Below are 24,845 nucleotides of genomic sequence, written 5' to 3' on the forward strand. Positions count from 1 at the left end.
CTAGTATATCATCAATTTTGTAGGATTTTCTACATAATATAAGTTTTTGCGTTATAATAAACTCAAAGAAAGGCGATCTAAATGCCTCGCAAAAAACGTGAACCTTCATTTGATGAATTGTTAAGCTCCATTGAAAAGATGTCGAAACGTCAGCGTCAACAACTCATGACAAAAATCATTAAAGAAAATGGATATGCAGATAATAGAACAAAGAAATTCATTAATTATGATTTACAGGAACACATGAGAAAAGAAGGCTTTGGTAAAGTATGCCCAAATTGTGGGTCAACCATTATTGTCAAAGCCGGAGAACAGGAAAATGGGATACAAAGATTAAAATGTACAGATTGTGGACATAGATTCTCCTACTTTACTGGCACATTCTTAGAAAAAACGAAATATTCATGGGATGTCTGGGTCGAATTTATTTATCAAATGATACTGAATCATTCTTTGAAGCAAACTGTATCAGCCTTGGTTGAAGAATATCTTTGCCCCAGTCTTTCTGAGCGGACAGTTTTTAACTGGAGAATGAAGATTCCGGAAGTTGCTAAAGAGGTTAGGCAACCTAATCTAATTGGTGTAGTTGAAACCGATGAGAAGTTTATTCACGAAGGGCAAAAGGGTTCTCTCCATCTTATTTCGCCATTTGACAAAAACTCTACAAGAAAAGCACGGAAAACGGCCAAGCCAAGTAAATGTGGTTCTATGGGCCCGGAATTCGGAACGATTCTTTGTGCCTTGGACCATACAGGACATACTATCTAAAAACCATTCATGCCATAAAGGAATACACAAAATTTCACAATCTTCTAAAATGTATTTAACATTGTTTTTTATATGCATCATATTAAATGATTTGTAATTGTTTGAACATTTTATATACTCCATTATCATCTACATCATCGGCAATATAGGTTGCTTTTTGCTTTATTTCATCGTTTCCATTTTTCATGGCAATCTTTATATTACAGGCATTAAACATAGGAAGATCACTTGAAGAATCACCAAAACATATAGATTCTTTTTTATCTATATGTAAATAGTCCAGTAACTTATTGATAGCAAATTCTTTACTGATTCCTTCGGGACTGGTATCTCCATAAAGGGCAAGTTGCCCTTTTCCACCCCAGGTTCCCACAACCATATCCTTAAACTCTTTCACGGCATCCAGATAATCTTGATAACTATTTAATACAAATGCTGTCTTGTTTACATCATCTCTATATTTTGATGTCATTTTTCTAAAAGCTGGGTTTGTTGGTGCATTTACAGCTGATTTATTATTACCAAATGCATATTTCATACGAGCCTGTACTGACTTTTCCATATAATCATCACTGATATATATGCCACTGTTACACTCAAATCTATAGGCAAGAGATCTTGAAATACACCAATCTGTAAAATGTTTACATTGAACATAAGTTAATGGTTTATGAAATATTTCTGCGCCTTGTACTTCAATATAATTTCCATTTCCTCCAATAAAACCATCCAATTCAAAATCAAAATGTCTTTCCAGTATTTCCTGTTTAGAACATCCAGTACACAAAAATACAAAATGCCCATTTTTTCTTGCTGCGATAACCGCCTCTTTTGATGATGATGGTATTTGTGCTTTATAATTAATTAATGTCCCATCTACATCTAAAAACAATATTGCCATATTCACAACTCCTGATAAAAAAGATGTTCTATGATTTCCGAACATCTTTTCTATTTTTTATTCAATTCCTAAATCTTTGCCATTAGTACCAATGACTGTTTTGTACCAATTGTAACTCTTCTTCAGATATCTGTTTCCTGTACCATTTCCTTCATCATCCAAATCAACGTAGATGATGCCGTATCTCTTTGACATTTGTCCTGTACCATTAGAAACAATATCAATAGGCCCCCACATAGTATATCCGAACAGATCAACACCCTTTTCAATAGCTCTTTGCATAGCCTGAACATGTTTTCTCATGTAATCAATACGATAATCATCATTAATTACATTACCTTCCTCTACCGTGTCAATAGCGCCTAATCCATTTTCAGAAATAAATAATGGCTTCTGATATCTGTCATATAAATCCTGTAAAGCCAGCATTAATCCGTCTGGGTCAACTGACCATCCCCATCCTGTCTTTGGTAAATATGGATTTACAATACCTTCAAGTGTATTTGTATCAATAATCTTTTCAGCAGCTTCAGTCTCTTCAGAAGATACTACTCTGCTTCTGTAATAAGAGAATGTAATGAAGTCTACAGGATAAGAAGCAATAATTTCTTCATCTCCCTCTTCAAAAGTGATTTTGATATTATTTTCTTCAAAATACTGCCAGATATAATCCGGATACTTTCCTCTTACCTGAACATCGGAGAAGAAATACTCTTTTCTCTTTTCTTTTTCAGCAGCAATAACATCTTTTGGGTTACATGTGTAAGGATACACTGTCTTGTACGCAATCATTGCCCCAACTTTAGCATGGTTAGAATGCTGGTGAATATACTTTACTGCAAGTGCACTTGCTACAAACTGGTGATGTGCTGCCTGATACATTCTTTGCAGCAGATTTTCGCTGTCAGGATAAATACATGCAGCATCCCAACAGATAGGTTTTACAGCCGCGTTACCAATTTCATTAAATGTCAGCCAGTAATCAACAACATCGTCAAGATTATCAACAATCGTTCTGACAAACTTCATATAAAACTCAATAAATTTACGATTATCCCATCCACCATATGTATCTACTAAATACAATGGTGTTTCATAATGAGAAATAGTAACCATAACTTTCATTCCCAGTTCATGACAGTATTTAAACATATCATGATAGAAATCCAGTCCTTTTTGATTTGGAGTTTCTTCTTCACCCGTAGGATAAATTCTTGTCCAGTTGATAGATGTTCTGAAAATATTGAAATTAGCTTCAGCCATCAGTTTCAAATCACTCTTATAGGTGTGATAAAAGTCAATTGCCTTGTGAGTAGGATAATACTCCGCATCTCTTCTCAGTCCTCCAAAAAAGCCTCTTGCCTTGATATCTGCTGTAGACATTTGTTTGCCATCTTCCAGATAAGCACCCTCACACTGGTTGGCAGCTACCGCACCACCCCATAAAAATCCTTCAGGAAATTCTTTTTTTACTTTTTTATTTAACAATGCCATACTATTCTCCTTCTTCTTTATATTCAGCTACTACTGTTTTTCCTTTTTTTGCATATCCGTCTGTTGTAAAACTCATTTTCTTCTCACAGCCAGGGAAAATCATCATTGTTGTCAGATCATATCCTTCTTGTTTCAAATCATAGGAATTCATGCGAATGATTTTATCTCCTCTATGGACAACAGTTCCTGCTTCTACAAACTTTTTAAATCCCACACCTTGTTTATTTACAGTATCAATACCGATATGCACCAGTATTTCTACACCATCTTCATTTTTCATTCCAAATGCATGTATGGTAGGAAACAACATTGTGACCTCTCCATCACATGGAGCCACAATCACATCATCATCAGGTACAATGGCAACACCGTTTCCCATCATACCTTTAGAAAATACATCGTCATTCACTGCAGTAAGTGGAATGATTTTCCCACTTACCACAGCTGCAAAATCATTTGGGTTTTCTTCTTTTTTTGAAAACAACTTAAACATACTTACTTGATACTCTTTCCATCATATAAAACATAAGTGCATAGAAAGGAGACTACGAAGGAAACAGCAACACCAGCAAGAATTGCGCCCATAGTCTTTTCAAAAATAACCACACCAAGGATAGAAGAATAACCCATCGCAAAAGCTTTAGCACCCATAAATCCGGCAACAGCACCACCAGCAATACCACCGGCAACAAGACTGATCATCGGTTTCTTCAAGCGAAGATTAACACCATATAATGCAGGTTCAGATACACCAGAAAGCATAGCGCCGATACCTGCAGACAATGCAGTTGCCCTGAATTCTTTATCTTTAGTTTTTAAAGCAACAGCACAACAGGAACCGCACTCAGAAATGTTATGTAAAATCCAACCAGGTCTGAACACATTATCATATCCTGTACGAGAGAGTAATTCCATCATAGGAGCTACAGGCAACATATTTACACCCATCATAACCAGGAATGGCTGAGCTGCTGCAATAATACCCGGAGCAAATCCACCTACATGTGCCTGTAACCAGATGATACCTGCAACAATCCAGGAACCAACAATATTACCAATAGGACCTAATGCTAATACAACGATTGGAAAACCAATTAAGAATACACATAATGGAGCAAACACACTTCTGAATAATCCAGGAATAACTCTATAGAAGAATCTTTCCAGATATGCACATAAAATAGCTGTAAAAATGCCTGGAAGTAATGTACTACCATAGGAAGCTAAATGCACCGGAAGACCAAACATTGTAGTAGCTTCTCCAGCAGTCATAATAGTGTCAAATGCCGGATATACCAGTGTCAATGCAATTGCCATGGAAAATGCAGGGTTGGACTTTAAGACCTTGCTGGTACCATATGCCACTAATACAGGCATAAAGTAGAATGGTGCACTGGACATAAAGTCAAGCATTGTATATGCAGTATTACTTGCTACTGATGGGAAGAAGTAATTCAGTAAAGAGAGAATTACTTTCAGCATACCTGCACCATACACTACTGTAATGAATGGTGTCAGCGACTGAGACATAAATGTAATTGCTTTTTCAAAATAATATTTGAAGTTCTTCTTCTCATTACCAGACACAAGACCTTCATCAAGATTCTCATTAATTGGAGCTTCTGTTTGTACAGAGTAATTCTTTTCAAGGTTATCAAATACAGGGAATAAATGTTCACCAAGAATAATCTGGTACTGCTGATTTCCATAAACCACACCTAATACTCCAGGTAAATTTTTAATTTTTTCATCCTCAGCTTTATTTCTGTCATTCAAATATAATCTTAAACGTGTTACGCAATGTGTAATTGTTTTGATATTTTCGACGCCACCTACATATTCCACTATCTGCTTTGTCAAATTATCATAATCTATTTTAGCCATTAGTATTGTCCTCTCTTTGTAGCTCATGCAGCCTTACAATATGAATCATTAAATAAATACAATCTTCATCAGTACATCTGTAATCAAACTTTTCATTTATGAATTCACTGATTTCCTGAATACACCTGTCAACTCCTTCATACTTTGTGACCAGCTGACCGAATATATTAGTAGCCTCAATAGAACCGTTGGAAGTTTGATGCCTGACAATTCTGCTTAAGAAAAATTTCAGGTGAATAATGTACCTTGAATACGCTAATGAATCTTCATCTATTTGATTTCCAAGATATTTCATTGTGATGTCCACAATTCTGTTCACGCCTTCGAGCAATTCTCTTGTTTCAATATTTGTTTTTTCCTGAGACGCAACTATCAGATGGAAAGCAATTGATGTTGCTTCATCTTTTGGAAGATCTACATGCAGAGTTTCATTAATATATTGAATAGCAGATTTACCTACCAGGTACTCATCTTTATAGAATCTCTTGATTTCTTCATTGAACAACTTTGGGGTGTTATTTCCCTCTCTGAATTGTTTAACACTGAAATCAATATGATCCGAAAGACTGACAAGTAAGTTGACATTATATTTTTGAATTAATGTTTTCGTAGCATAATCAATAATATGTTGTGATACTTCAATCACTTCGAAAGGCACTTCTTCAAATAAAGTAAGATTTAAATTTTTCTGTCTGTCCAGATAAATATATGTCTTCATAATTTCTTCAGGATAGACAATATCATTCTTACTTTTTTTAAACCCCAGGCCCTTTCCTATTGCTATCATTTCACGGCCGTTTGAATCTTTAACGATAACAATATTGTTGTTCACAACTTTAAATGTCCTGTACACCTGTTTATCTAACTCCAGCATGTTTCTCCTTCCCCAATACAAATTAAAAAGGCAAATTCAAACATCTAGTTTACCACCTCTGATAAACTAACATAAGAATTTGCCTTAATAGCTTAGATTAAGTAACAAGTCTTAATTTGTATTACGTTGTAAGTATAGCATGTACCGCTTTCAATTTCAACAGTATTTTTATTTTTTTCTATACTGAAAAAATCGGGTGATAACTTTTTAAAAGTATTGTGTTGTCCTTTATTCATAGAAGTATAGATTGTTCTTCCGAATTTAGAATTTATAAAACATAGGGTAAAAATAAATGTATAATATCTCTATAAATTGGAATTTTCTGTTACAAGTGAAAGGAAAGAAATGGCTTTAAATTAAGCAATGCAACCTTAAGTTGCGCAAATGCAAAAGTAGGTTGGTAGAAAGTTATCCTCAGTTGAGTTACATTTTATTTGCAAGTAATTGCAATAATTCTGAAAAGAGGTTTGAATAATGAGTTTTGGAGAAAATCTTAAAAATGTTAGAAAGCAGAGAGGTATTACACAAGAAGAATTAGCAGAAATATTAGGAGTTTCGAGACAGGCAATTTCTAAATGGGAATCAGACAATGGTTATCCTGAAACAGAAAAATTACTATTGCTTTCGAAAACACTAAATATTTCTTTGGACTATTTAATGAATGATGCTTCAGAGATGCAGAAAAAGGAACAAACAGAAGAAAAAAGTGTTGTTATTGCACCATCAGGAAAAATTGCAATTACAACGCATGATAAGCAAAATGTGATTGTTTGTCATTCAGTAAAAAGTTCTAAAATAATGTTCCCACATAAAGATGAACCAGAATATATTTTGTTAGGAATTGATAAAGTGACTTTTTGGGGAGAGCATACAACTATACTTGGATGGTATGCGACATTAGAGGATGTAGAAAAAGAAATTCGGGAGATTGCAGAGGGTATCAGTATAGGAGAAGGTGCTTATAACCTTAAATATAATGCAGATGTTGAAATATCGGGATTCTTTGGAACTCCTAAAATAAAGAAATAAGGAACAGAAACTTTCAGTTTGTTAAGTAGACAAATCCGAAGTTGTAGAGCAGAAAATTACAATTTAAAGAGGAGGAATAATGCAATGAACTTCTTTGAAAATACTCGTAAGCCACAAGGCTTCGGCGGAAAATTGATGACGAAGATGATGAACATCGGTCACGCCAAGTTATCACAATAGGGATTCTCAAATATCTCAGTGAATCCGGACGCTGCGGTACTGGATGTTGGTTGCGGAGGCGGTGCAAATATTGTTGCCTGGTTGGGCAAATGCGGAAATGGACATGTGACAGGAATGGATTATTCGCAGGTCAGTGTGGCAGAATCTCAAAAACTGAACGCCGCCGCCATTAAACAAGGGAAATGCTGCGTGGTTCAAGGTGATGTATCTGCTATCCCTTTTCCTGATGCGGTTTTTGATTATGTTTCTGCTTTTGAGACCGTTTACTTCTGGCCGGGATTGAAAAAATGTTTTTTTGAGGTAAATCGAGTTCTGAAAAACGGAGGGACATTCCTGATTTGTAACGAATCTGACGGAACGAATGACGCAGATGAAAAATGGACAAAGTTGATTGATGGTATGAAGATTTACACATCTGATCAGCTCATTGCTGCTTTGAAAGAAGCAGGTTTTACAGAGATAAAAACGTATTCAAATAAAAAAAATCATTGGATAAGTATTGTTGCAACGAAATAGCCAATTTCCAATTTATAGAATTCTTATACATACCTATCGCACATTTCTCACTTCTTTTATCTATGACTATAATGAAATCATAAAGGAGTGGTGAAGATGTTCTTTAATAAGAAATATTGGTTATATCTATCTAAAGATGAATATGACTTGATCATCCATTGTTTGATCGATTTAAAGAACGATCTCATCAGACAAGGAAGATATACTGATGCAGTTGATGATGTCCTCATCAAAATGTTGAAATGTAAAAGAGTTGTGTTATAAAAAACAAATCCTCTGTCTTGAAGATGCTCACTACTTCAATTCAGAGGATTTTTTATGTATAGATCTAGTGTAAAGTGCACCAAAAAAAAGAACCTCTGCATACAATACAGAAGCTCAATTTTATAATCAAAATTTGTCTTTAACTTGCAAGCCTACTGGCACAATCGCACTTGTATCAGAAGACCTTTTTTAGTCATCGTGTATCAAAAGTGTATCAAAATCACTTTACCAAAAAGTCGACGCTTCACAAATACCGATAAATAAAGGCTTTTTGACGACCTCCAAACCGACTACTACTATTCGAACTCTATCGTCCCCGGCGGCTTACTCGTCAAATCATACATAACACGATTGACCCCACGCACCTCATTGATAATTCTGGACATCACCTTATTTAATACCTCATAAGGTATCTGCGCCGATTCGGCTGTCATAAAGTCAATTGTGTTGACAGCACGCAAGGCAATGGCATAATCATATGTTCTTTCATCGCCCATGACACCAACAGAGCGCATATTGGTCAACGCCGCAAAATACTGCCCGATTTCACGATCAAGTCCAGCCTTGGCAATCTCTTCACGATAAATCGCATCAGCATCCTGTACGATACGCACCTTATCAGCCGTTACCTCTCCAATGATACGAATACCAAGTCCCGGCCCCGGGAAAGGCTGACGGAATACCAAGTTTTCCGGAATTCCCAATTCCAATCCAGCTTTACGCACCTCATCTTTAAACAAATCACGCAAAGGCTCAATGATCTCCTTGAAATCGACATGATCCGGTAAACCACCTACATTGTGATGCGATTTAATGACAGCACTTTCGCCGCCTAATCCGCTCTCTACAACATCCGGATAAATCGTTCCCTGTACCAAGAAGTCCACCGTTCCGATCTTTTTGGCCTCTTCTTCAAACACACGAATGAATTCTTCACCAATGATCTTACGCTTCGCTTCCGGTTCCGTTACCCCTTTTAGTTTACTGTAATAACGCTCCTGCGCATTGACACGGATGAAGTTCAATTCATAAGGCCCCTCCGGTCCAAAGACAGCCTCCACTTCATCGCCCTCATTTTTACGCAATAAACCATGATCCACAAACACGCAAGTCAATTGATTTCCAATCGCCTTTGAAAGCAATACAGCCGCAACCGATGAATCAACACCACCACTTAAAGCACAAAGGACCTTTCCATCCCCAACTTTTTCACGAATGGCTTTGATCTGCTCATCCACGAAAGAATCCATACGCCAGTCACCAGAACATCCACAAACACCACGAACAAAGTTATACAACATCTTTGTCCCTTCCTGAGTATGCAATACCTCCGGATGGAACTGAATCGCATATAATTGATCTTTTGTATTTTCTGCCGAAGCACACGGACAGTTATCTGTATGACTTGTGATCTCAAATCCTGGAGCAACTTGAGAAATATAGTCAAAGTGTGACATCCAGCAAATCGTATTTTTCGAAACCCCTTCAAAGATCTTCGAAGAAGTCTTATCCACGATCACTTCGGTCTTTCCATATTCACGGGCATCCGCTTTCTCTACTTTTCCGCCAAGCACATGCATCATCAGCTGAGCACCGTAACACAATCCCAATACCGGGATTCCCAACTCAAATAACTCTTTAGAATACGTAGGCGAATCCGCTTCGTAACAACTGTTCGGTCCCCCCGTTAAAATAATGCCTTTTGGTTCCATTGCTTTGATCTTTTCCAAATCCGTCTTATACGAATAGATCTCACAATAGACATTGCATTCGCGGACACGACGTGCCACTAACTGGTTGTACTGTCCTCCAAAATCAAGAACGATGACTAGCTCTTTTTTCATCCTCTGTTTCCTCACTTTACCTTTGTCATTATACCATGTGCGCCTGATTTTCTAAATACGGGATCACATCCTTCAGACTCTTACACGTGGTTTGAATATACTTTTTCATCTCTTCATCCGGAACGATCTGATCCGGGACGAAAATGGATCGCATGCCTGCACTGCTGGCCGCAATGATCCCATTTTTACTATCCTCTAAAACCAGGCAATCCTCCGGTCTTTCCTGAAGTCGCCTTGCCGCCTCCAAAAAAATATCTGGTGCCGGTTTCGAAGGCATCCCTTCTTTAGAACTGGTTAAAGTCTTATAAGAGATCTTGAAACCCGCATATTCCACAAATCTTCGGATATCTTCCGGATAAGAGCTGGAGGCAATCCCATAAGGGATCTTTTTTTGATCCAAATATTCGATCAGCTCCTGTAATCCCGGCATATTGGCAGATCCCGGTTCTTTAAAAAAATCAAAAAAATATTCCACCCGATGTTTTTGACAATACGCCATGACTTCAGTGATGCCAGGATACTCTTCCTCAAAGATCTGGATCCTTCTCGAATCACAGCCGATCATTTCTTCAATAACCGAATCCGGTGCATCGATATGATTAAAATCCAAGGCCTCCCGAAACTGTTTTTTAAACATGACTTCCGTATTGAACATCAAGCCATCCATATCAAAAATAACTGCTTTTATCATATATTATTTTTCCTTCCTGCCTGTATTATTATAACGAGAATGCTACAATAAAACTATGAAAATCTTATGCATCGGACAAACCACTTACGATTTAAACTTCCCGATTTCACACTCTTTTCAAAAAAACCGTAAATACATCATCCAAAACCTTTCCCAATGCCCAGGCGGACCAGCGACCAACGCTGCCTTTCTTTTAGCAAACTGGGGTGCCGATACTTCCCTGATTGCCCGTGTCGGTTTGGATCCTTTCGGCCAGCTGATCCTTTCTCAAATGAAAGATGCAGGCATTTCCACAGAATCCATCTACATGGATCCAAAAGCCTCTACCAGTATCAGCTGCGTGATTGCCCATACATCCCACGGAGAAAGAACGGTTTTCAATGCCCCTGCACAAGAAACTCCATTCGAACCCGTTTGGCCCCAAGCCGATCCGGACTTGATCCTGGTTGACGGCAGAGAAACAAAAACAGCCCTGGAGGCTCTCCATCGCTATCCCCAAGCAATTTCCATCATGGATGCCGGCTCTTATCAGCCCTGGACAAAAGCTGTAGGATCTTTGGTCGATTATTTTGTATGCTCTGAAGACTTAAGCCGATCTTATACAAACATGGAAATCAAATTAGATAATTTAGAAGACTTAAAACCGATCTTTTTAAAACTTCACGAAATCACAAGCCACACCATTGTGATCACGATCGGCGAGCGCGGCGTCGTCTATGAAAAAGACAATAAGATTTATCATATACCGGCTTATCCTGCCCATACAATCGACACCACCGGAGCCGGCGATATATTTCATGGCGCCTTCACTTATTTTATAGGACAAGAACTTCCCTTGCCCTTCGCCATCCGGATGGCAAGCTTAACTGCCTCTATCTCTACAGAGACAATCGGCGCCTTGCCTTCCATTCCCTCATTAGAAACCGTACAAAAAAAGAAGTCCGAGATCAAACTATGATCCGGGCTTCATTACTGTTATTGAATTTCCCAGGAAGCATCGGCCGTTAAACTATCATCTGCACGCCTACCAGATCGATAAGCAATGGTGCCTGCCACAGCGATCATTCCCGCATTATCCGTGCAACAAGACATCGGCGGCACCGTAAAGGTAATGTTGGGATATTCTTTTTTTAATTCTTCCACCTTTTCACGAAGACGCGAATTCGCACTGACACCGCCCCCTACGACAAAGTGTTTGATTTCCGGGTGATCATCCAAGGCAAAATGAATCCGAGAGAAGATCTCATCCAGAGCACATTCCTGAAAGGAACAAGCTAAATCATTGAGATCATATGTTTGTCCTTGCCTTTCCATACGCTTAGTAAACTGAAGGACACTGCTTTTCAATCCCGAAAAACTAAAATCATATCGTCCCTGAGTCTTCGGTTTTGCCAACTCATAGACAGGCTTGCCCTCTTTTGCCATTTTATCGATCTTTGGCCCCCCGGGATAACCCAATCCCAATACGCGAGCCACCTTGTCATAAGCTTCCCCGATCGCATCGTCTTGCGTTTCTCCCAAGATCTCAAAACTGGTTTCATCCTTCATATAAACCAGCTCCGTGTTTCCTCCCGATACAACCAGAGCCAATAAAGGATATTTCATCTCTACGACCAATTCATTGGCATAGATATGAGCCGCCAAATGATGCACCGGAACCAAAGGCTTATGGTACGCAAACGCCAAAGCTTTCGCTGCCTGTACTCCCACATGAAGACATCCGATCAGTCCCGGCCCCTTGGTCACAGCCACAACATCTACATCCTCCATCGTACAATTTGCTTCCTTTAAGGCCGCTTCAATACAATAAGAAATATTCTCAATATGGATACGGCTTGCCACCTCCGGCACAACACCGCCAAACTCTTTATGCACATCGATCTGACTGGCTACGATCGAAGATAAGACTTCTTTTTTATCTTTGACTAACGCTACTGCCGTTTCATCGCAGCTGCTCTCGATTCCTAATACGATCATCTTTTCTCCTTCCTAGATCCCCATCGAATACACGATGGCATCTTCTCCATCCGGATAATATTGTTTCGAGCGATTGATTTCAATCAGTCCTGATGATTCATACAATGCCCTCGCTTGCTGATTCGATTCTCTGACTTCTAATGTAAATACATCGCACCCTTGTCTTTGGGCGATTTCGATCAAATGCTTCATCAAGATCGTTCCATACCCTTTTTGACGAAATTTCGGATCGATTCCAATACGCGCTAATTGCGCCAATTCAAAAGTGATCCACAAAAAAGCGTACCCGACGATCTGTTCTTCCTCTTTTAAAAGAATCCCCTGGCTAAAAGGATTTTCCCGCAATTCATACAGACATTGTTTATGATCCCAAGGATTTTTAAAACATTGCCCTTCCAACTCACAGACCAGATCCAGATCCTTTTCTTCCATAAGAACAAACGTCATACCTTATAAGCATCGCTTTCTTTAAGATAATCCGGAACCAAGGCATGGATATTCTCTACTTTCTGATATTCTGCCTTTAAATCTATAAAGTTCTTTAAGAAATTCGAAGTTTCTGTTTCCGACAACAAGGCATCGCCAAACACCTTTCCCGGATGTGCTTCCAAAAATTTCTTGACATCTTCCAAATCCAAAATCTGCGTACCGCCTATGATCTTTCCTTTTTCCAGATGCGCTACATAAGCACGATGACTGCGAGCATCCAGAATGACATTGGCACTTGGTTCCAGACCGGCATACAGCTGCATCGTTGAAATCGTATAGAGCTCTTTGTGCATCTGCGAACACAAGACCTTGGCAATGGTCATCGCAATGCGGATCCCCGTATACGAACCAGGTCCCTTGGTGATCACGATTCGATCGATATCTTTATAATCCAACTTTGTCTGCTCTAAAAGCTTATTTAACTCCACAAAGATCGTTTCACTTTGTTTCTTGAAAGCTTCCAAACTGATTCCCGCCAAAAGTGCATCATCTTCATAGAGACCTAAAACCAGCTGTTTATAAGCACTATCCATACATAAACTAATCATGATATCCCTCCAGGATCTCTTGTGTTTCTTTTCCCGTTGCCTCGATAACAATCGTACGATCTTCGCCGATCCCCTCTTCCAAAGAAATCGAAATGCGATCGTCCGGCAGCTGATCTTCGATATAATGAGACCACTCGATCACCGTGATCCCTTCATCAAAACAATCTTCAAATCCCAAATCTTGACTGGCCCCTTCCAAACGATAGGCATCGATATGATGCAAAGGCTTGCCATCCTCCTGTTTATAAGATTTCAAGATCGTAAAAGTAGGAGAATTGATGGTATTTTTGACACCTAAAGCTTTCCCAAAAGCTTTCGTCCAAGTAGTTTTCCCCGCTCCCAGATCACCATCCAGCGTGATCAAAACGTTTTTCCCCCGACAAAGTCTGGCCATTTCCTGGGCAAACTTCTGCGTTTCTGCAATGGAATGTATTTCAAGTTTCATATTATTTTCCCTTCTGTTGACGAATTTTATGATAATTGGCCTTAATGGCTTTGATTTGTGCTAAGCGCTTCTGCACCTTGATTTCCGATCCCTGATCCGAAGGATGATAGTATTCTTTTTTTACTAAAGAATCCGGCAGACAAGTCATATCCGTCATATGATACGCATAATCATGACTGTATTCATATCCGTCGCTATATCCAAGATCCTTCATCAGCGAAGTCGGCGCATTGCGAATATGCAAGGGCACCGGCTGATCTAACGTTTTGATCGCATCTGCCTTGACCGCATTATAAGCCACTTCCAAAGAGTTGGATTTTGGTGCCAGACATAAATATACGACCGCATGCGCCAGATGCACATTGCACTCCGGCATACCTAAAAAATGTGCTGCCTGATAAGCCGCCACCGTGATTTCCAAAGCCCGGGAATCCGCCATGCCGATGTCTTCACTCGCCATGCGCACCAGACGCCTGGCGACATAAAGAGGATCTTCTCCAGCCTCCAGCATCCGCGCCAGCCAATATAGGGCTGCATCCACATCACTGTTTCGTACACTTTTATGTAAGGCCGAGATCACATTATAGTGCTCTTCTCCTTTTTTGTCATACAACAAGGTTCTTCTTTGAAGACACTGCTGGAGGATCTCTTTTGAGACATGGATCCCTTCAATATCGCTGGGCGAATTATTGACGACCATCTCCAGAGTGTTCAAACAGATCCGCGCATCCCCGCCGGCAAATTCCGCAATGGCTTCCTTGGCATCCTGCGCCATATCAATATCCACATTTCCAAATCCTTTGGCGGACGTCAGTGCACGATCGATCAAATCCAGCAGATCCTCTTTTTCCAGCGAATTGAGCACAAAGACCTTACATCTCGACAACAAGGCACTGTTTACTTCAAAGCTGGGGTTTTCTGTCGTCGCCCCAATCAAAATGATGCTGCCTCTTTCCACATATGGCAAAAAAGCATCCTGCTGCGCCTTGTTGAAGCGATGGATCTCATCAACGAACAAGATCGTATTCTGCCCTAACTGCTTTCGCGTATCCGCCTGCTTCATGACCTCCTTGATCTCTTTGATTCCCGAAGTGACCGCACTGAAATCGACAAAGTAACTCTTTGTCTGATGCGCAATGATTCGAGCCAGCGTCGTTTTGCCGACCCCCGGCGGCCCCCAGAAAATCATCGACGTCACTTTATCATTTTCGATCATCTTCCATAAAAGACTGCCCTTAGAAATCAATTGTTTCTGCCCCACATACTCTTCCAAAGACTCTGGGCGCATGCGATCGGCCAAAGGACGAATATCTTCTGCCTGAAATAAACCTTCCTGTCTCATAATGAAATTATTATATCACAATCATTCCACCAAAAAAGCCAGAAGGTTTCATTCCTCCTGGCCGCTTTGCGGATTCTGATCGGACTTAAGAGATATAGCCTGTATTCAATAACCAAGTGCCATCTTCTTGAGTCAATTCATAATTGATCGTTAGAGAGCTCGATTCCGAATTTAAGAATGTTTCTTCCATCATATCAAACATCGTACCGGCAAGATCCTGCATCATCGCTTCCATCATCGCATCTTCGCCCTGTTCACTCATGATTTGATAGAGACGATCTGCATTTTCTGTCGCATAGTTTTCGACATAAGTATACAGTTCGGATTCTACACTGGTAAGATCCACATTTTGATAGTCCTTTCCTTGCGCACTGACAACCACGGTCACCGTGTTGTCCTCGCCCATTTCAGAACTGGTGATCTCATATTCTGTGATAGCCCCGCTGACGGCATTCTTCACAAATTCCCGGGCCTCATCATCAAAAGAATCTCCCATATCTAAGTCTTCCAACAAATCATCGATCTCACCCTGGATTCCATAAATGCCTAACGGATCATAGAAGTCATCCACAACATACGTATCCATCTGGTTGACATCTCCTGCTTGCACCGCATCAAAGTAACCTGTTACCGTTTTTTCGGCATTGGCCAATGTGTCTTCATTATTACCGGAACATCCAGCCACGCCTAATGCAAGTGCGAGCGCACAAAAACCTGAAAGTAATTTTTTCATGAAAGTTTCCCTCTCTTCTTTAACACCATTATAGAAGAAAAGGAAACATTTTGCACGAATAATGTTCTATTTTTACAAAAAGATGTAAGCGCTTTACGTAATTTTTACAATTCTAAGAATTTTTGTATTCTCTTTGCGTCTTGAACCCCTTTTTGATAGAGCTCTTCCAGCTGCTGCGGATCTCGGGTCAAGGTTTTCAGATCCCCGATTCCATTCGGAGCCAGAATGCAGACTTTTCCCTGCGCCTCTCCTTCTTTGGCTTGCGATGCCTGCCGGTTATAAAGCGCAGCGCGCAAGGCTAGTTTTTTTGCCGCCTGCGGATAAGAGCGTGCCAAAACTTTAGCGGGCAAGGCATCTTTTTTTGGATCCCGGATCAAATCCCTGGGCTTCGTCAAGATCACTACCAGGCGCTCTACTCCACGATCCCAAGCTCTTTGAATAGGAATCGGATCGCTTAATCCGCCATCAAAATAGATTTCATCCCCAATCGGATACGGAGTGCAGATCACAGGGATACAGCTGCTGGCTTTGAGAATATCATAATGATCGGCCGGCATTTTCTTCCCGTCAAAATAAACCGGCTCCCCCGTTCTGGCATTGGTGCCGACCACTTCAAATTCCATAGGATTGCGTACGAACACTTCATAGTCCATCGGATCCTCCCCGGTAGAATTTGCCAAGGTCCCATAGATATAATCCAAATCCAAATACTTTTTCTTTTTCACCAGATTGGAAAATGACATATATTCTTTGCGCATCGCATATTCCAAATAAAACCGTTTGTTTCGCCCTCTTTGTTTTGCCAAAAAGGTGGCAATGTTTCCGCTGCCGGCAGACACTCCGATTCCATAATCAAACGAAATATTCAGATCCAGGCAGCCATCCAAGATCCCTGCCCCATAAATATCGCGCATGCCGCCTCCGACATCAATGATTCCCGTTTTCATAGTCCCTATTATAACAAAAAAAGATGGACAAAGTTTTATTTCTGTCCATCTCTATGTTTATTATTCAACCGTATCCAAGATCTCCTTCATCTTCTTGGCGAGCCCTTTGATCTTGTCTACCGATAAAGAACATACCGCTACCCGGATCCCTAAATTGACCTTGACTGTATAAATGTGATTTTCCATCAGCGCTTCATGATATTTGTCGCGCGTTTCATTGGCCATTGACAAAGTCACAAAGAATCCTTCTTTATATGGATAGTGCTTCAAGCCTGCTTCTTTTGCCTCTTTGACAAAGATATCGCTTCTTTCCTTCAATAAAGCCACATAATGCAGACGCTCTTGATCATAGGCTTTTAAATGATGATCCATAACATCCACAAAAGTTGCCATAGCTCCGTTGTTGATATTGGACCAAGTCGCTCGAGCATCCTTTTCAAATACGATCTTCAATTCTTGCACTGCTTCTTCTCTTTGCCCCATTATAATGGCCGCTCCGCAGCGCAATCCATAACTTGTCATAGACTTGCTCAAACTGAATGCCACAATGACAACGATATTATCCGAGATTTGATCAAAGACCGAGAAGTATTCCTTTGCTTGTTTTTGTCCATAAGCGTAATCGATATAAGCAATATCATTCAATAAGACGACCGCATGTGTTTTCGAGCATTCATTCAGGAACGCGATCACTTCATTCCATTCTTCTTTGTTCAAAGAATAACCAGTCGGATTATGACAAGGATCGTTGATGACTACGACCAGCTTGTTTTGTTGAGCCATGACCATCTGACACGTGTGCTTAAAAGATTCGATATTAAAATGATCCTCTTCAAATAAAGCATACGTCGCAATCTGCAGATTGTTCATCTGTGCCATTAAGTTATAACTTCCCCAGGCAATCTCCGGTAAAATTACAGTTTGTCCCGCCTCTAGGCATTCCTGTATCGTCATCGCTACCGCTCCGGTTCCTCCCGGCGTCGCAATGATTTCATGATGAAGATGACTGTTACCATCCAAGACCCACTGATAGACGCGATCTTTAAAATCCTCATTCCCTGTAAAGCTGGCGGCATAGGCGGCCAAAACACGGTTATCCAGATTTTTTAAAGAAGAGAATACACTGTCTAACGCAACTAATTTCCCTTCTTCATCATAAAGCGAACCAATGGTCGCATCCACCACGACATCTTCTCCGCTTTTTGCCTTGTCTTCCTTAGCCTTTTTCACAATCGTAAATACTGTATCCACAATTGGTTTCTGACTGACGCTTTCTTTCACAAAACTCATCTTACTGTCCTCCTAATGAATAAGTTCCTAAACTCTTGATGCTTTCGCAATTCTCTTTCATATCTTCAATGCACGCCTGTACTTGTGCGGCATCCCCGTCCATTTCCACAAAGAAGAAATATTCAAAAGGTCTTCCTTTGATCGGGCGAGACTGAATGCTTTCCATATTGATATGATGACGCGCTATGACCTCAATGATCTTTGCCAGCGAACCGCTGGTATGCTGTACCGTCAAAAGCACGCTGGAGCGATTTCCTGATGTTTTGGGCTGTAGCCCAATCACCAGAAACCGCGTTGTATTTTCGGTATGCGCTTCAATCTGGCTTGCCAAGATCTCCAATCCATACAACTGAGCATTTTCCTTGGCCCCGATTGCTGCCTTGGTCTTATCATTTTGACTGGCTACATATTGTGCCGCCATAGCTGTATTGGGATAGCTGATCGTTTGAACGCTCAGCTGTTTTAAGAAATTGCGCGACTGCATCAAAGCCTGATCCTTAGAATAGACCCACTCTACATCCTTCAGGGTCGCTCCCGGGATCCCTAAAAGACATTGTTCCACTTTGAGATCGTAGACTTCCTGGATATAAACCGGATATTCTAACAAGGCATCCAACACTTCTCCCACTAAACCAGAATTGGTATTTTCAAAAGGGATCACGCCCCATTCTGCACGTTTATCCACTACTGCCTTAAAGACTTCTTCAAAGTTTTTGAAGTTCAGTTTCTGATCGTTGGGGAAAAGACGAGCCGCGGCAATTTGACTAAAGGCTCCTTGTACTCCTGCATAAGCTATCACATGCTGACTCAATAAAGTTCGCTGATAATCTTTTGAATTGTTCATCAGTTTCTTTAAAAAGTCTTTATAGAATTCCTGATATTCCGGATTCTGGATTCGGACACTGTTTTTATCGATCACCGCTTGTTCTCTTGTTTCATCAAAAACTGGCAATCCATTTTCTTTCTTATATGCCAAAACTTCTTTGACGGCATCCATACGTCGCTCATACAAAGAAGCCATTTCTGCATCGATTTGGTCGATTGTCTGGCGCGCTTTTTCTAATTGATTCATGATGATATTTTAGCACAAAACAACAAATACATACAAAGATCCCAAAGGTTTCCTCTGGGATCTTAGATCACGTATCTACTTTTTCTGCAGTCAGCGATTCATCGATTCCTAACAGATAGGTCACAATGGCAGAAACCGCAAAAGACAAAAGGGCCCCGATGATCGCAAAGACAATATTCATCGGCTCCGGACCGATAAACCCTAACAAGGCCAAGAAGCTGGCCACCGGCAAGAAATTATATACTTTCAAACCAACCATAGCCGCAAAGAGCCCCGCCGCCAGGCCTCCAGCCATCATTCCGATAAAAGGTCGCTTATAACGTACCCCGATTCCATAAAGACCTGGTTCCGTCACGCCGCCGATCATTTGAGCAATCAGATAAGAAATGCTTAGTGCCCTTTGTTCCTTGTCGTGAAGGCGCATCGCCGCCCCAAAACACATACCCCCTACGGTAAAAGCCGCCAGCAACACCGAAGGAGCCACGACCGTTTCCATCCCCTGATCGGCAATGATCATAAAAATCGTGGTGATAAACAGCCAATGCATCCCGGCCATGACAATATATTCCCATAAAGCAGCGATCAGCATCATGGCAAAGACCGTCATGATCCCGCCCATATTCCCTAAGGCGATCAAACCGATACTGATGTATTCCCCGACAATTGAACCGATCGGTCCTAATACGCAAAGCATGATCGGCAGCATTACAGCAACGGCAAGCATGGGTGAGAACACGGCCGACAAAGCTTTTGGAATATGTTTATCAAAGAAGCGTTCAACATATGAAAAAACAAAGACCGACAACATGATCGGAATGATCGATGAAGAATAATTTTGAACATGACAAGGAATACCATAGACAGTAAAAGCTTCTTCGCCTTGGGCCAAAGCGACAAATGTCGGATGCAGCATGATTGCCCCTAGAAACATGCCCAGGATCGGATTGCAGCCGAAACGTTTTGATGCCGTGTAGCCAATCATGATTGGGAAGAAATAGAAGCCGGCATCGCCCACAAAGCTAAACAAGACATAGAGATCATCCTTGGCATCGACCAGTCCCAACATATCGGGTCCGATGATGGCCGCAATGGTCTTAAATAAACTGGCCGCAATCAACATTGGAATCAGCGGCATCAAACACGATGCCAGAACATCCAAAAGTACCGATACTCCTTTTTTGATTTTCTTTTTCATATTTTTATTATACACCAGCAATCAAAATAGAAAAAAAAGAGATAAACATTTAATGTCTATCTCTTTATTCCGCGTTGCTGGCAGCAACTTTTACTTTACTGAAAAGCTCTGCAATGATTGTACGAGTTTGTTCATCATACTTGAACACTTCGTCCTGATCATTTCCGGTACGTGGAATATAGGCATTGATCCCTTCAAAATCTCCACCTTCACCACTTAACTCATTCATAACTTCTTCATTGGGCGAAGTATATCCAACATAGCTGGAGTTATCCATTGCCGCATCATAATTACATACATAATCGATGAACGCATGTGCCAATTCCGGATTTTCCGCATTCTTAGGAATAACCATGGCATCACTCCATAAGTTGGTTCCTGTTTCCGGCATATAGAAGCCCATGTCTTCATTTTCTGACATGACATAGGCTGCATCTCCAGAATAGATCAATCCTAAAGCTTTTCTTCCCTGCGCCATATTGTCAATGATCTCATCGGTCACGATTTCTGGTTCCATGGTTTCTACACATTCCACCAGCCATTGATACGCTTCCTGAAGCTCGGCTTCATTGGTTGTATTCATAGAATATCCCAATGCTTTTAACGCCATCATAAAGCTGTCTCGTTCAGAATCATATAAATAAATATCCCCTTTATATTTTGTATCCAGGAAAATGTTGTATCCTTCTTTTTCCAGATCTTCTTCACTAACCTTTGTTTTATCGTAAACGATACCTACAGTTCCCCAAAAATAAGGAATAGAGTAATCATTATTTGGATCGTAATCTAATCCCATGACACCATCCGATAACTGATCCAGGTTTGTCAGTTTATCCTTATCTAATGGTTGAAGCAGATCTTCCTGAATCAAACGTTCGATCATATAGTCGCTAGGAACCAAAACATCAAAAGATTCCCCATTGGCCACCTTGATATACATCTGTTCATTGGATTCAAAGTAATCCACATTCACAGTGGCACCTGTCTGTTCTTCAAAATCCGAGATTAAATTTTCTCCCATATATTCGCCCCAGTTATACAGATGAAGCTCCTGTCCTTCGAACTCACGTTCCTGCCCGCCGGATCCTGAACATCCGGTCATGCCCAGTGCCAAGGCACCCACTAGGGCACTAGCCAATAATTTTTTCATGTTTTTTCTCCCTTCTCTCCTTAATCATAGGTACTACATTGATAATCACAAGGACTACCGTTATCAATACTACAACCAGTGTAGATATTGCATTGATGCTTGGATTGATGCGCTTGCTCATGGTGTAAACCATAATACTTAAGTTTTTTACGCCTCCACCCGTTACAAAATAGGAAATGATGAAATCATCAAACGACATTGTAAATGCGATCAAAGCTCCCGAAACGATACCCGGCATAATCTGCGGTACAAGCACTTTGATCAACGCCTGCCACGGTGTAGCTCCTAAATCCATAGCCGCATCCGCCAAATTTGGATCTAATGAGCGAATTTTAGGCATGACACTTAAAATCACATATGGCGTACAAAAGGCTATATGCGCTAAAAGCATCGTCATATATCCTTTTTCAACATGGAATGTGATAAACAACAACATAAATCCGATTGCGGTCACGATTTCTGGATTCATGATGGGGAAATCATTCAGCTGTAAGATGATTTTTTGTAGAAACTTTCGGCTTTTTGAAAGTCCGATGGCACTGATGGTTCCTAAAATCGTTGATACTACTGTTGCTAACAAAGCAATCGTAATCGTTGTATAAAGTGATTCCATCATGTCACGATTTTGTAACATGTGCTCATACCAGCGAAGACTGAAACCTTCAAAATTCGTCAAAGATCGTCCTGAATTGAAAGAAAATACGATCATATATAAAATCGGAACGTAGAAGAACAATAAAGAAAGTACCATCAGCACTTTACCAAAAATGCGTTTTTCTTTTTTCATGCCTTCTTCTGCCTCCCTCCGTTATTATGCTCGTCCACACGACGGATCAGATACATACAAAGCATCATGATCACGGCCATGATCATGGAAATGGCACTACCGAAGTTCCACTCACCAACCGTAATAAACTGGTTTTCAATCACATTACCGATCAGGAAGAACTGTCCGCCTCCCAACAGTTTTGGAATAAAGAAGGAACTTACAGCCGGTAAGAATACCAAGGCAATTCCACTGATCACGCCGGAAAGCGACAATGGGAAAGTTACGCGCAAAAACGTCTGCAGCTTATTGGCACCAAGATCAGCACTGGCTTCCAGCAATGAAGAATCCATCTTACAAAGAGATGTATTGATCTGCAAGATCATAAATGGAATAAAGTTATAAACCATCCCCAGCAGTACAGCCCCTTCTGTATAAAGAAGCTCAGTATCCTGCAATCCAAACAAGTTTTGTAGAATGCCCCCTTCCGAAAGAAGGCCAATCCAGGAATAGGTTCGCACCAGCATATTGATCCAGGTTGGTAATGTAATAGCCAGTACCAAGATATTTCGAACCCGATCTGAACTTCGTGCAATAAAATACGCAATCGGATACCCTAACAACACACAAATCACAGTGGTTTTAAACGCAATAACTAAAGATCTCCATAAAATCAATAAAAAGTCATGGTCGGTAAAAAAACGAATAAAATGGTCAAACGTAAAGGTAAAGTTGATAATTTCGTTTCCTTGTGTGGTAAACGCATAAAACAATATCAACAACATTGGCAACAAAATCATCAAAATAACCCAAACTACATACGGAATGGCCAATTGTGAAAAACGTTTCATTTAAAACTCCATCTTCTCCATAACATGAATATCTTCCGGGAAGAAAGTTAAACCGACCTCTTTGCCTTCTTCCACAAAATCTGTTGTATGAATCTTAAATTCACGTCCTGTTGTCCAGAAAGTAACCTTGTAAATTCCTTCCGTTATCGTTTCCGGATCAAAGTCATAATCTACGCTTAGATCGATGCCTTCTTCTTCATTATCCAGCTTCCATCCCTGTGCATTGGCCCAAGTTTTTAAATCCGTATCCAAAGCTGGCGATTCTAAGATTTCATCTTTTGATTTAAAGAAGTTAAAAGCACTGACAGCTTCATTCGCCTTTTTATTCTCAACAACGCGCTGATCCACAACCCAAATTTTTCTTGTAACCTTCGTTCCGGAGTTAGTAGAGAAGGTAACAGCATATTCTCCGATCTCCTCTTTGAGATCAGTATCAACTTTGATTGAAATATATTCTTCCGTTTCCGGATTCCAGGCTTGCGCATCCGCACGGGCGATGATCTCTTTTTCGTCGATATCTTTCATATCTTCCAAGTCCAGATAGAAGTCGTTGGCACTGATGGCTTCCTTGCGATCTTCGCTGTAGATATTCTCATCTTTTTTCACATGCATATTGACGGTAACATGCGTTCCAGGAACTGTTTCTACCATCACTTCATAATGAACGCCTTTGAACAAGACACTTTCTACCGTTCCCGTCATCTTGCCCTTTTCCACATCGACAATATCGATATCTTCCGGGCGAATCACGACATCAACGGGTTCATTTTCTTTGAATCCTACATCTACACAATCAAATGTTTTATCATCAAAACGGACTAGTTTATCTTGAAGCATGCGCCCTGGCACGATATTGGATTCTCCGATAAAGTTAGCGACGTAGCGGTTTACCGGTTCATTGTAGATATCTTGTGGTGTGCCGGCCTGTTGAATCTCCCCGTCTTTCATCACAACGATCTTATCGGACATCGTCAAAGCTTCTTCCTGATCATGTGTTACATAAATAAAGGTGATTCCTACTTCCTGTTGGATACGTTTCAACTCATACTGCATTTCTTTTCGAAGCTTCAGATCTAAGGCTCCTAACGGCTCATCCAACAAAAGGACAGATGGTTCATTGACTAAAGCACGGGCAATCGCAACACGCTGCTGCTGACCCCCCGAAAGCAAAGTCACATTTTTCTTTTCATATCCTTCCAAATTGATCAGTTTCAGCATTTTCATAACTTTCTGATCGATGATATCTTTGGACATCTTTTTGATCTTCAAGCCAAAAGCGATGTTGTCGTAAACATTCATATGCGGAAATAACGCATATTTTTGAAAGACCGTATTTAATTCGCGCTTATACGGAGGCAATTTTAAAATATCCTGTCCATCAAAGATGACTTGTCCTTCAGTCGGTTCTAAAAAACCGCCTAAGATTCGAAGCAAAGTTGTCTTACCGCAACCGCTGGGTCCTAAAAGGGTCACAAATTCATTTTCATAGATATCCAGATCGATTCCCTTTAAAACGATCTGGCCGTCAAAATCTTTGACAATATGTTTAAACTGGATCAGTTTATTCTTTTCTTGTTCCATAACCCATTCCCTTT

Annotated in this window: 26 protein-coding genes; 5 read left to right on the top strand and 21 right to left on the bottom strand. The window is 40.4% G+C overall.

What is annotated here, in order from left to right; translation table 11 throughout:
- The first annotated feature begins 81 nt into the window (after positions 1 to 81).
- Positions 82 to 768 (top strand): transposase-like zinc-binding domain-containing protein, encoded by a 687-nt coding sequence (locus HNQ43_RS01925; RefSeq protein WP_183374256.1) that lies wholly within the window; start codon positions 82 to 84, stop codon positions 766 to 768.
- An 82-nt stretch (positions 769 to 850) separates the two neighbouring features.
- On the opposite strand, the gene HNQ43_RS01930 is transcribed toward HNQ43_RS01925, so the two are convergent.
- From HNQ43_RS01930 to HNQ43_RS01950, 5 genes are read right to left on the bottom strand one after another with little or no spacing between them, the layout of a single operon-like run.
- Positions 851 to 1,669 carry a Cof-type HAD-IIB family hydrolase gene (locus tag HNQ43_RS01930; RefSeq protein ID WP_244957017.1) on the bottom strand — a complete coding sequence of 273 codons (819 nt, stop codon included), beginning with the start codon at positions 1,667 to 1,669 and terminating at the stop codon, positions 851 to 853.
- Positions 1,670 to 1,726: 57 nt separating this feature from the next.
- A complete protein-coding gene (locus tag HNQ43_RS01935; protein WP_183374260.1) occupies positions 1,727 to 3,163 on the bottom strand; it encodes a glycoside hydrolase family 1 protein in 1,437 nt (478 codons plus the stop codon).
- 1 nt (position 3,164) lies between these two features.
- Positions 3,165 to 3,656 carry a PTS sugar transporter subunit IIA gene (locus tag HNQ43_RS01940; protein WP_183374262.1) on the bottom strand — a complete coding sequence of 164 codons (492 nt, stop codon included), beginning with the start codon at positions 3,654 to 3,656 and terminating at the stop codon, positions 3,165 to 3,167.
- A 2-nt stretch (positions 3,657 to 3,658) separates the two neighbouring features.
- On the bottom strand, positions 3,659 to 5,047 hold the full coding sequence (locus HNQ43_RS01945) for a PTS transporter subunit EIIC (protein WP_183374263.1): 1,389 nt from the start codon (positions 5,045 to 5,047) through the stop codon (positions 3,659 to 3,661).
- The gene (locus HNQ43_RS01950) at positions 5,040 to 5,921 is read right to left on the bottom strand and encodes a PRD domain-containing protein (RefSeq protein ID WP_183374265.1); all 882 of its coding nucleotides are present in this window, start codon (positions 5,919 to 5,921) and stop codon (positions 5,040 to 5,042) included. Before HNQ43_RS01950 ends, HNQ43_RS01945 begins: the two co-directional genes overlap by 8 nt.
- Before the next feature lie 474 nt (positions 5,922 to 6,395).
- Between HNQ43_RS01950 and HNQ43_RS01955 the strand changes: the two genes are divergently transcribed.
- From HNQ43_RS01955 to HNQ43_RS01965, 3 genes are all read left to right on the top strand, one after another.
- Complete coding sequence (locus HNQ43_RS01955) at positions 6,396 to 6,950, top strand: helix-turn-helix domain-containing protein (protein WP_183374268.1); 555 nt, start codon at positions 6,396 to 6,398, stop codon at positions 6,948 to 6,950.
- A gap of 198 nt (positions 6,951 to 7,148) precedes the next feature.
- A complete protein-coding gene (locus HNQ43_RS01960; RefSeq protein WP_425321248.1) occupies positions 7,149 to 7,646 on the top strand; it encodes a class I SAM-dependent methyltransferase in 498 nt (165 codons plus the stop codon).
- A gap of 96 nt (positions 7,647 to 7,742) precedes the next feature.
- Complete coding sequence (locus HNQ43_RS01965) at positions 7,743 to 7,910, top strand: hypothetical protein (protein WP_183374269.1); 168 nt, start codon at positions 7,743 to 7,745, stop codon at positions 7,908 to 7,910.
- Between the two features lie 296 nt (positions 7,911 to 8,206).
- On the opposite strand, the gene guaA is transcribed toward HNQ43_RS01965, so the two are convergent.
- Positions 8,207 to 9,754 (bottom strand): glutamine-hydrolyzing GMP synthase, encoded by a 1,548-nt coding sequence (guaA, locus tag HNQ43_RS01970; protein ID WP_183374270.1) that lies wholly within the window; start codon positions 9,752 to 9,754, stop codon positions 8,207 to 8,209.
- A 28-nt stretch (positions 9,755 to 9,782) separates the two neighbouring features.
- A complete protein-coding gene (locus HNQ43_RS01975; protein ID WP_183374271.1) occupies positions 9,783 to 10,445 on the bottom strand; it encodes an HAD family hydrolase in 663 nt (220 codons plus the stop codon).
- A gap of 55 nt (positions 10,446 to 10,500) precedes the next feature.
- Between HNQ43_RS01975 and HNQ43_RS01980 the strand changes: the two genes are divergently transcribed.
- Positions 10,501 to 11,403, top strand: a complete 903-nt coding sequence (locus HNQ43_RS01980) for a carbohydrate kinase family protein (protein WP_183374272.1) — start codon at positions 10,501 to 10,503, stop codon at positions 11,401 to 11,403.
- Between the two features lie 17 nt (positions 11,404 to 11,420).
- On the opposite strand, the gene tsaD is transcribed toward HNQ43_RS01980, so the two are convergent.
- From tsaD to HNQ43_RS02050, 14 genes are all read right to left on the bottom strand, one after another.
- On the bottom strand, positions 11,421 to 12,422 hold the full coding sequence (gene tsaD / locus HNQ43_RS01985) for a tRNA (adenosine(37)-N6)-threonylcarbamoyltransferase complex transferase subunit TsaD (protein WP_183374273.1): 1,002 nt from the start codon (positions 12,420 to 12,422) through the stop codon (positions 11,421 to 11,423).
- A 12-nt stretch (positions 12,423 to 12,434) separates the two neighbouring features.
- Entirely contained in the window at positions 12,435 to 12,869 is a 435-nt protein-coding gene (gene rimI, locus HNQ43_RS01990) for a ribosomal protein S18-alanine N-acetyltransferase (RefSeq protein ID WP_183374274.1), read from the bottom strand.
- Complete coding sequence (gene tsaB, locus HNQ43_RS01995) at positions 12,866 to 13,459, bottom strand: tRNA (adenosine(37)-N6)-threonylcarbamoyltransferase complex dimerization subunit type 1 TsaB (RefSeq protein WP_183374276.1); 594 nt, start codon at positions 13,457 to 13,459, stop codon at positions 12,866 to 12,868. The genes rimI and tsaB overlap by 4 nt, the downstream gene beginning before the upstream one ends.
- Complete coding sequence (gene tsaE, locus HNQ43_RS02000) at positions 13,452 to 13,904, bottom strand: tRNA (adenosine(37)-N6)-threonylcarbamoyltransferase complex ATPase subunit type 1 TsaE (protein WP_183374277.1); 453 nt, start codon at positions 13,902 to 13,904, stop codon at positions 13,452 to 13,454. Before tsaE ends, tsaB begins: the two co-directional genes overlap by 8 nt.
- Before the next feature lies 1 nt (position 13,905).
- Positions 13,906 to 15,246 (bottom strand): replication-associated recombination protein A, encoded by a 1,341-nt coding sequence (locus HNQ43_RS02005; protein WP_183374278.1) that lies wholly within the window; start codon positions 15,244 to 15,246, stop codon positions 13,906 to 13,908.
- A gap of 85 nt (positions 15,247 to 15,331) precedes the next feature.
- Entirely contained in the window at positions 15,332 to 15,979 is a 648-nt protein-coding gene (locus HNQ43_RS02010) for a hypothetical protein (RefSeq protein WP_183374279.1), read from the bottom strand.
- A gap of 104 nt (positions 15,980 to 16,083) precedes the next feature.
- Entirely contained in the window at positions 16,084 to 16,926 is an 843-nt protein-coding gene (locus HNQ43_RS02015; protein WP_183374280.1) for a patatin-like phospholipase family protein, read from the bottom strand.
- A gap of 60 nt (positions 16,927 to 16,986) precedes the next feature.
- Complete coding sequence (locus HNQ43_RS02020; protein WP_183374281.1) at positions 16,987 to 18,216, bottom strand: pyridoxal phosphate-dependent aminotransferase; 1,230 nt, start codon at positions 18,214 to 18,216, stop codon at positions 16,987 to 16,989.
- A 1-nt stretch (position 18,217) separates the two neighbouring features.
- Entirely contained in the window at positions 18,218 to 19,288 is a 1,071-nt protein-coding gene (locus HNQ43_RS02025) for a chorismate mutase (protein ID WP_183374282.1), read from the bottom strand.
- A 67-nt stretch (positions 19,289 to 19,355) separates the two neighbouring features.
- Positions 19,356 to 20,483 (bottom strand): PTS sugar transporter subunit IIC, encoded by a 1,128-nt coding sequence (locus HNQ43_RS02030; protein WP_183374283.1) that lies wholly within the window; start codon positions 20,481 to 20,483, stop codon positions 19,356 to 19,358.
- A gap of 64 nt (positions 20,484 to 20,547) precedes the next feature.
- Positions 20,548 to 21,633 carry an ABC transporter substrate-binding protein gene (locus HNQ43_RS02035; RefSeq protein WP_183374285.1) on the bottom strand — a complete coding sequence of 362 codons (1,086 nt, stop codon included), beginning with the start codon at positions 21,631 to 21,633 and terminating at the stop codon, positions 20,548 to 20,550.
- Positions 21,614 to 22,420 carry an ABC transporter permease gene (locus HNQ43_RS02040; RefSeq protein ID WP_183374286.1) on the bottom strand — a complete coding sequence of 269 codons (807 nt, stop codon included), beginning with the start codon at positions 22,418 to 22,420 and terminating at the stop codon, positions 21,614 to 21,616. The genes HNQ43_RS02035 and HNQ43_RS02040 overlap by 20 nt, the downstream gene beginning before the upstream one ends.
- Positions 22,417 to 23,250 (bottom strand): ABC transporter permease, encoded by an 834-nt coding sequence (locus HNQ43_RS02045; RefSeq protein ID WP_239461058.1) that lies wholly within the window; start codon positions 23,248 to 23,250, stop codon positions 22,417 to 22,419. The genes HNQ43_RS02040 and HNQ43_RS02045 overlap by 4 nt, the downstream gene beginning before the upstream one ends.
- The gene (locus HNQ43_RS02050; RefSeq protein WP_183374288.1) at positions 23,251 to 24,831 is read right to left on the bottom strand and encodes an ABC transporter ATP-binding protein; all 1,581 of its coding nucleotides are present in this window, start codon (positions 24,829 to 24,831) and stop codon (positions 23,251 to 23,253) included.
- Positions 24,832 to 24,845: the final 14 nt, after the last annotated feature.

The organism is Faecalicoccus acidiformans, from assembly GCF_014202635.1.
GTDB classification, from domain to species: Bacteria; Bacillota_I; Bacilli_A; order Erysipelotrichales; family Erysipelotrichaceae; genus Faecalicoccus; species Faecalicoccus acidiformans.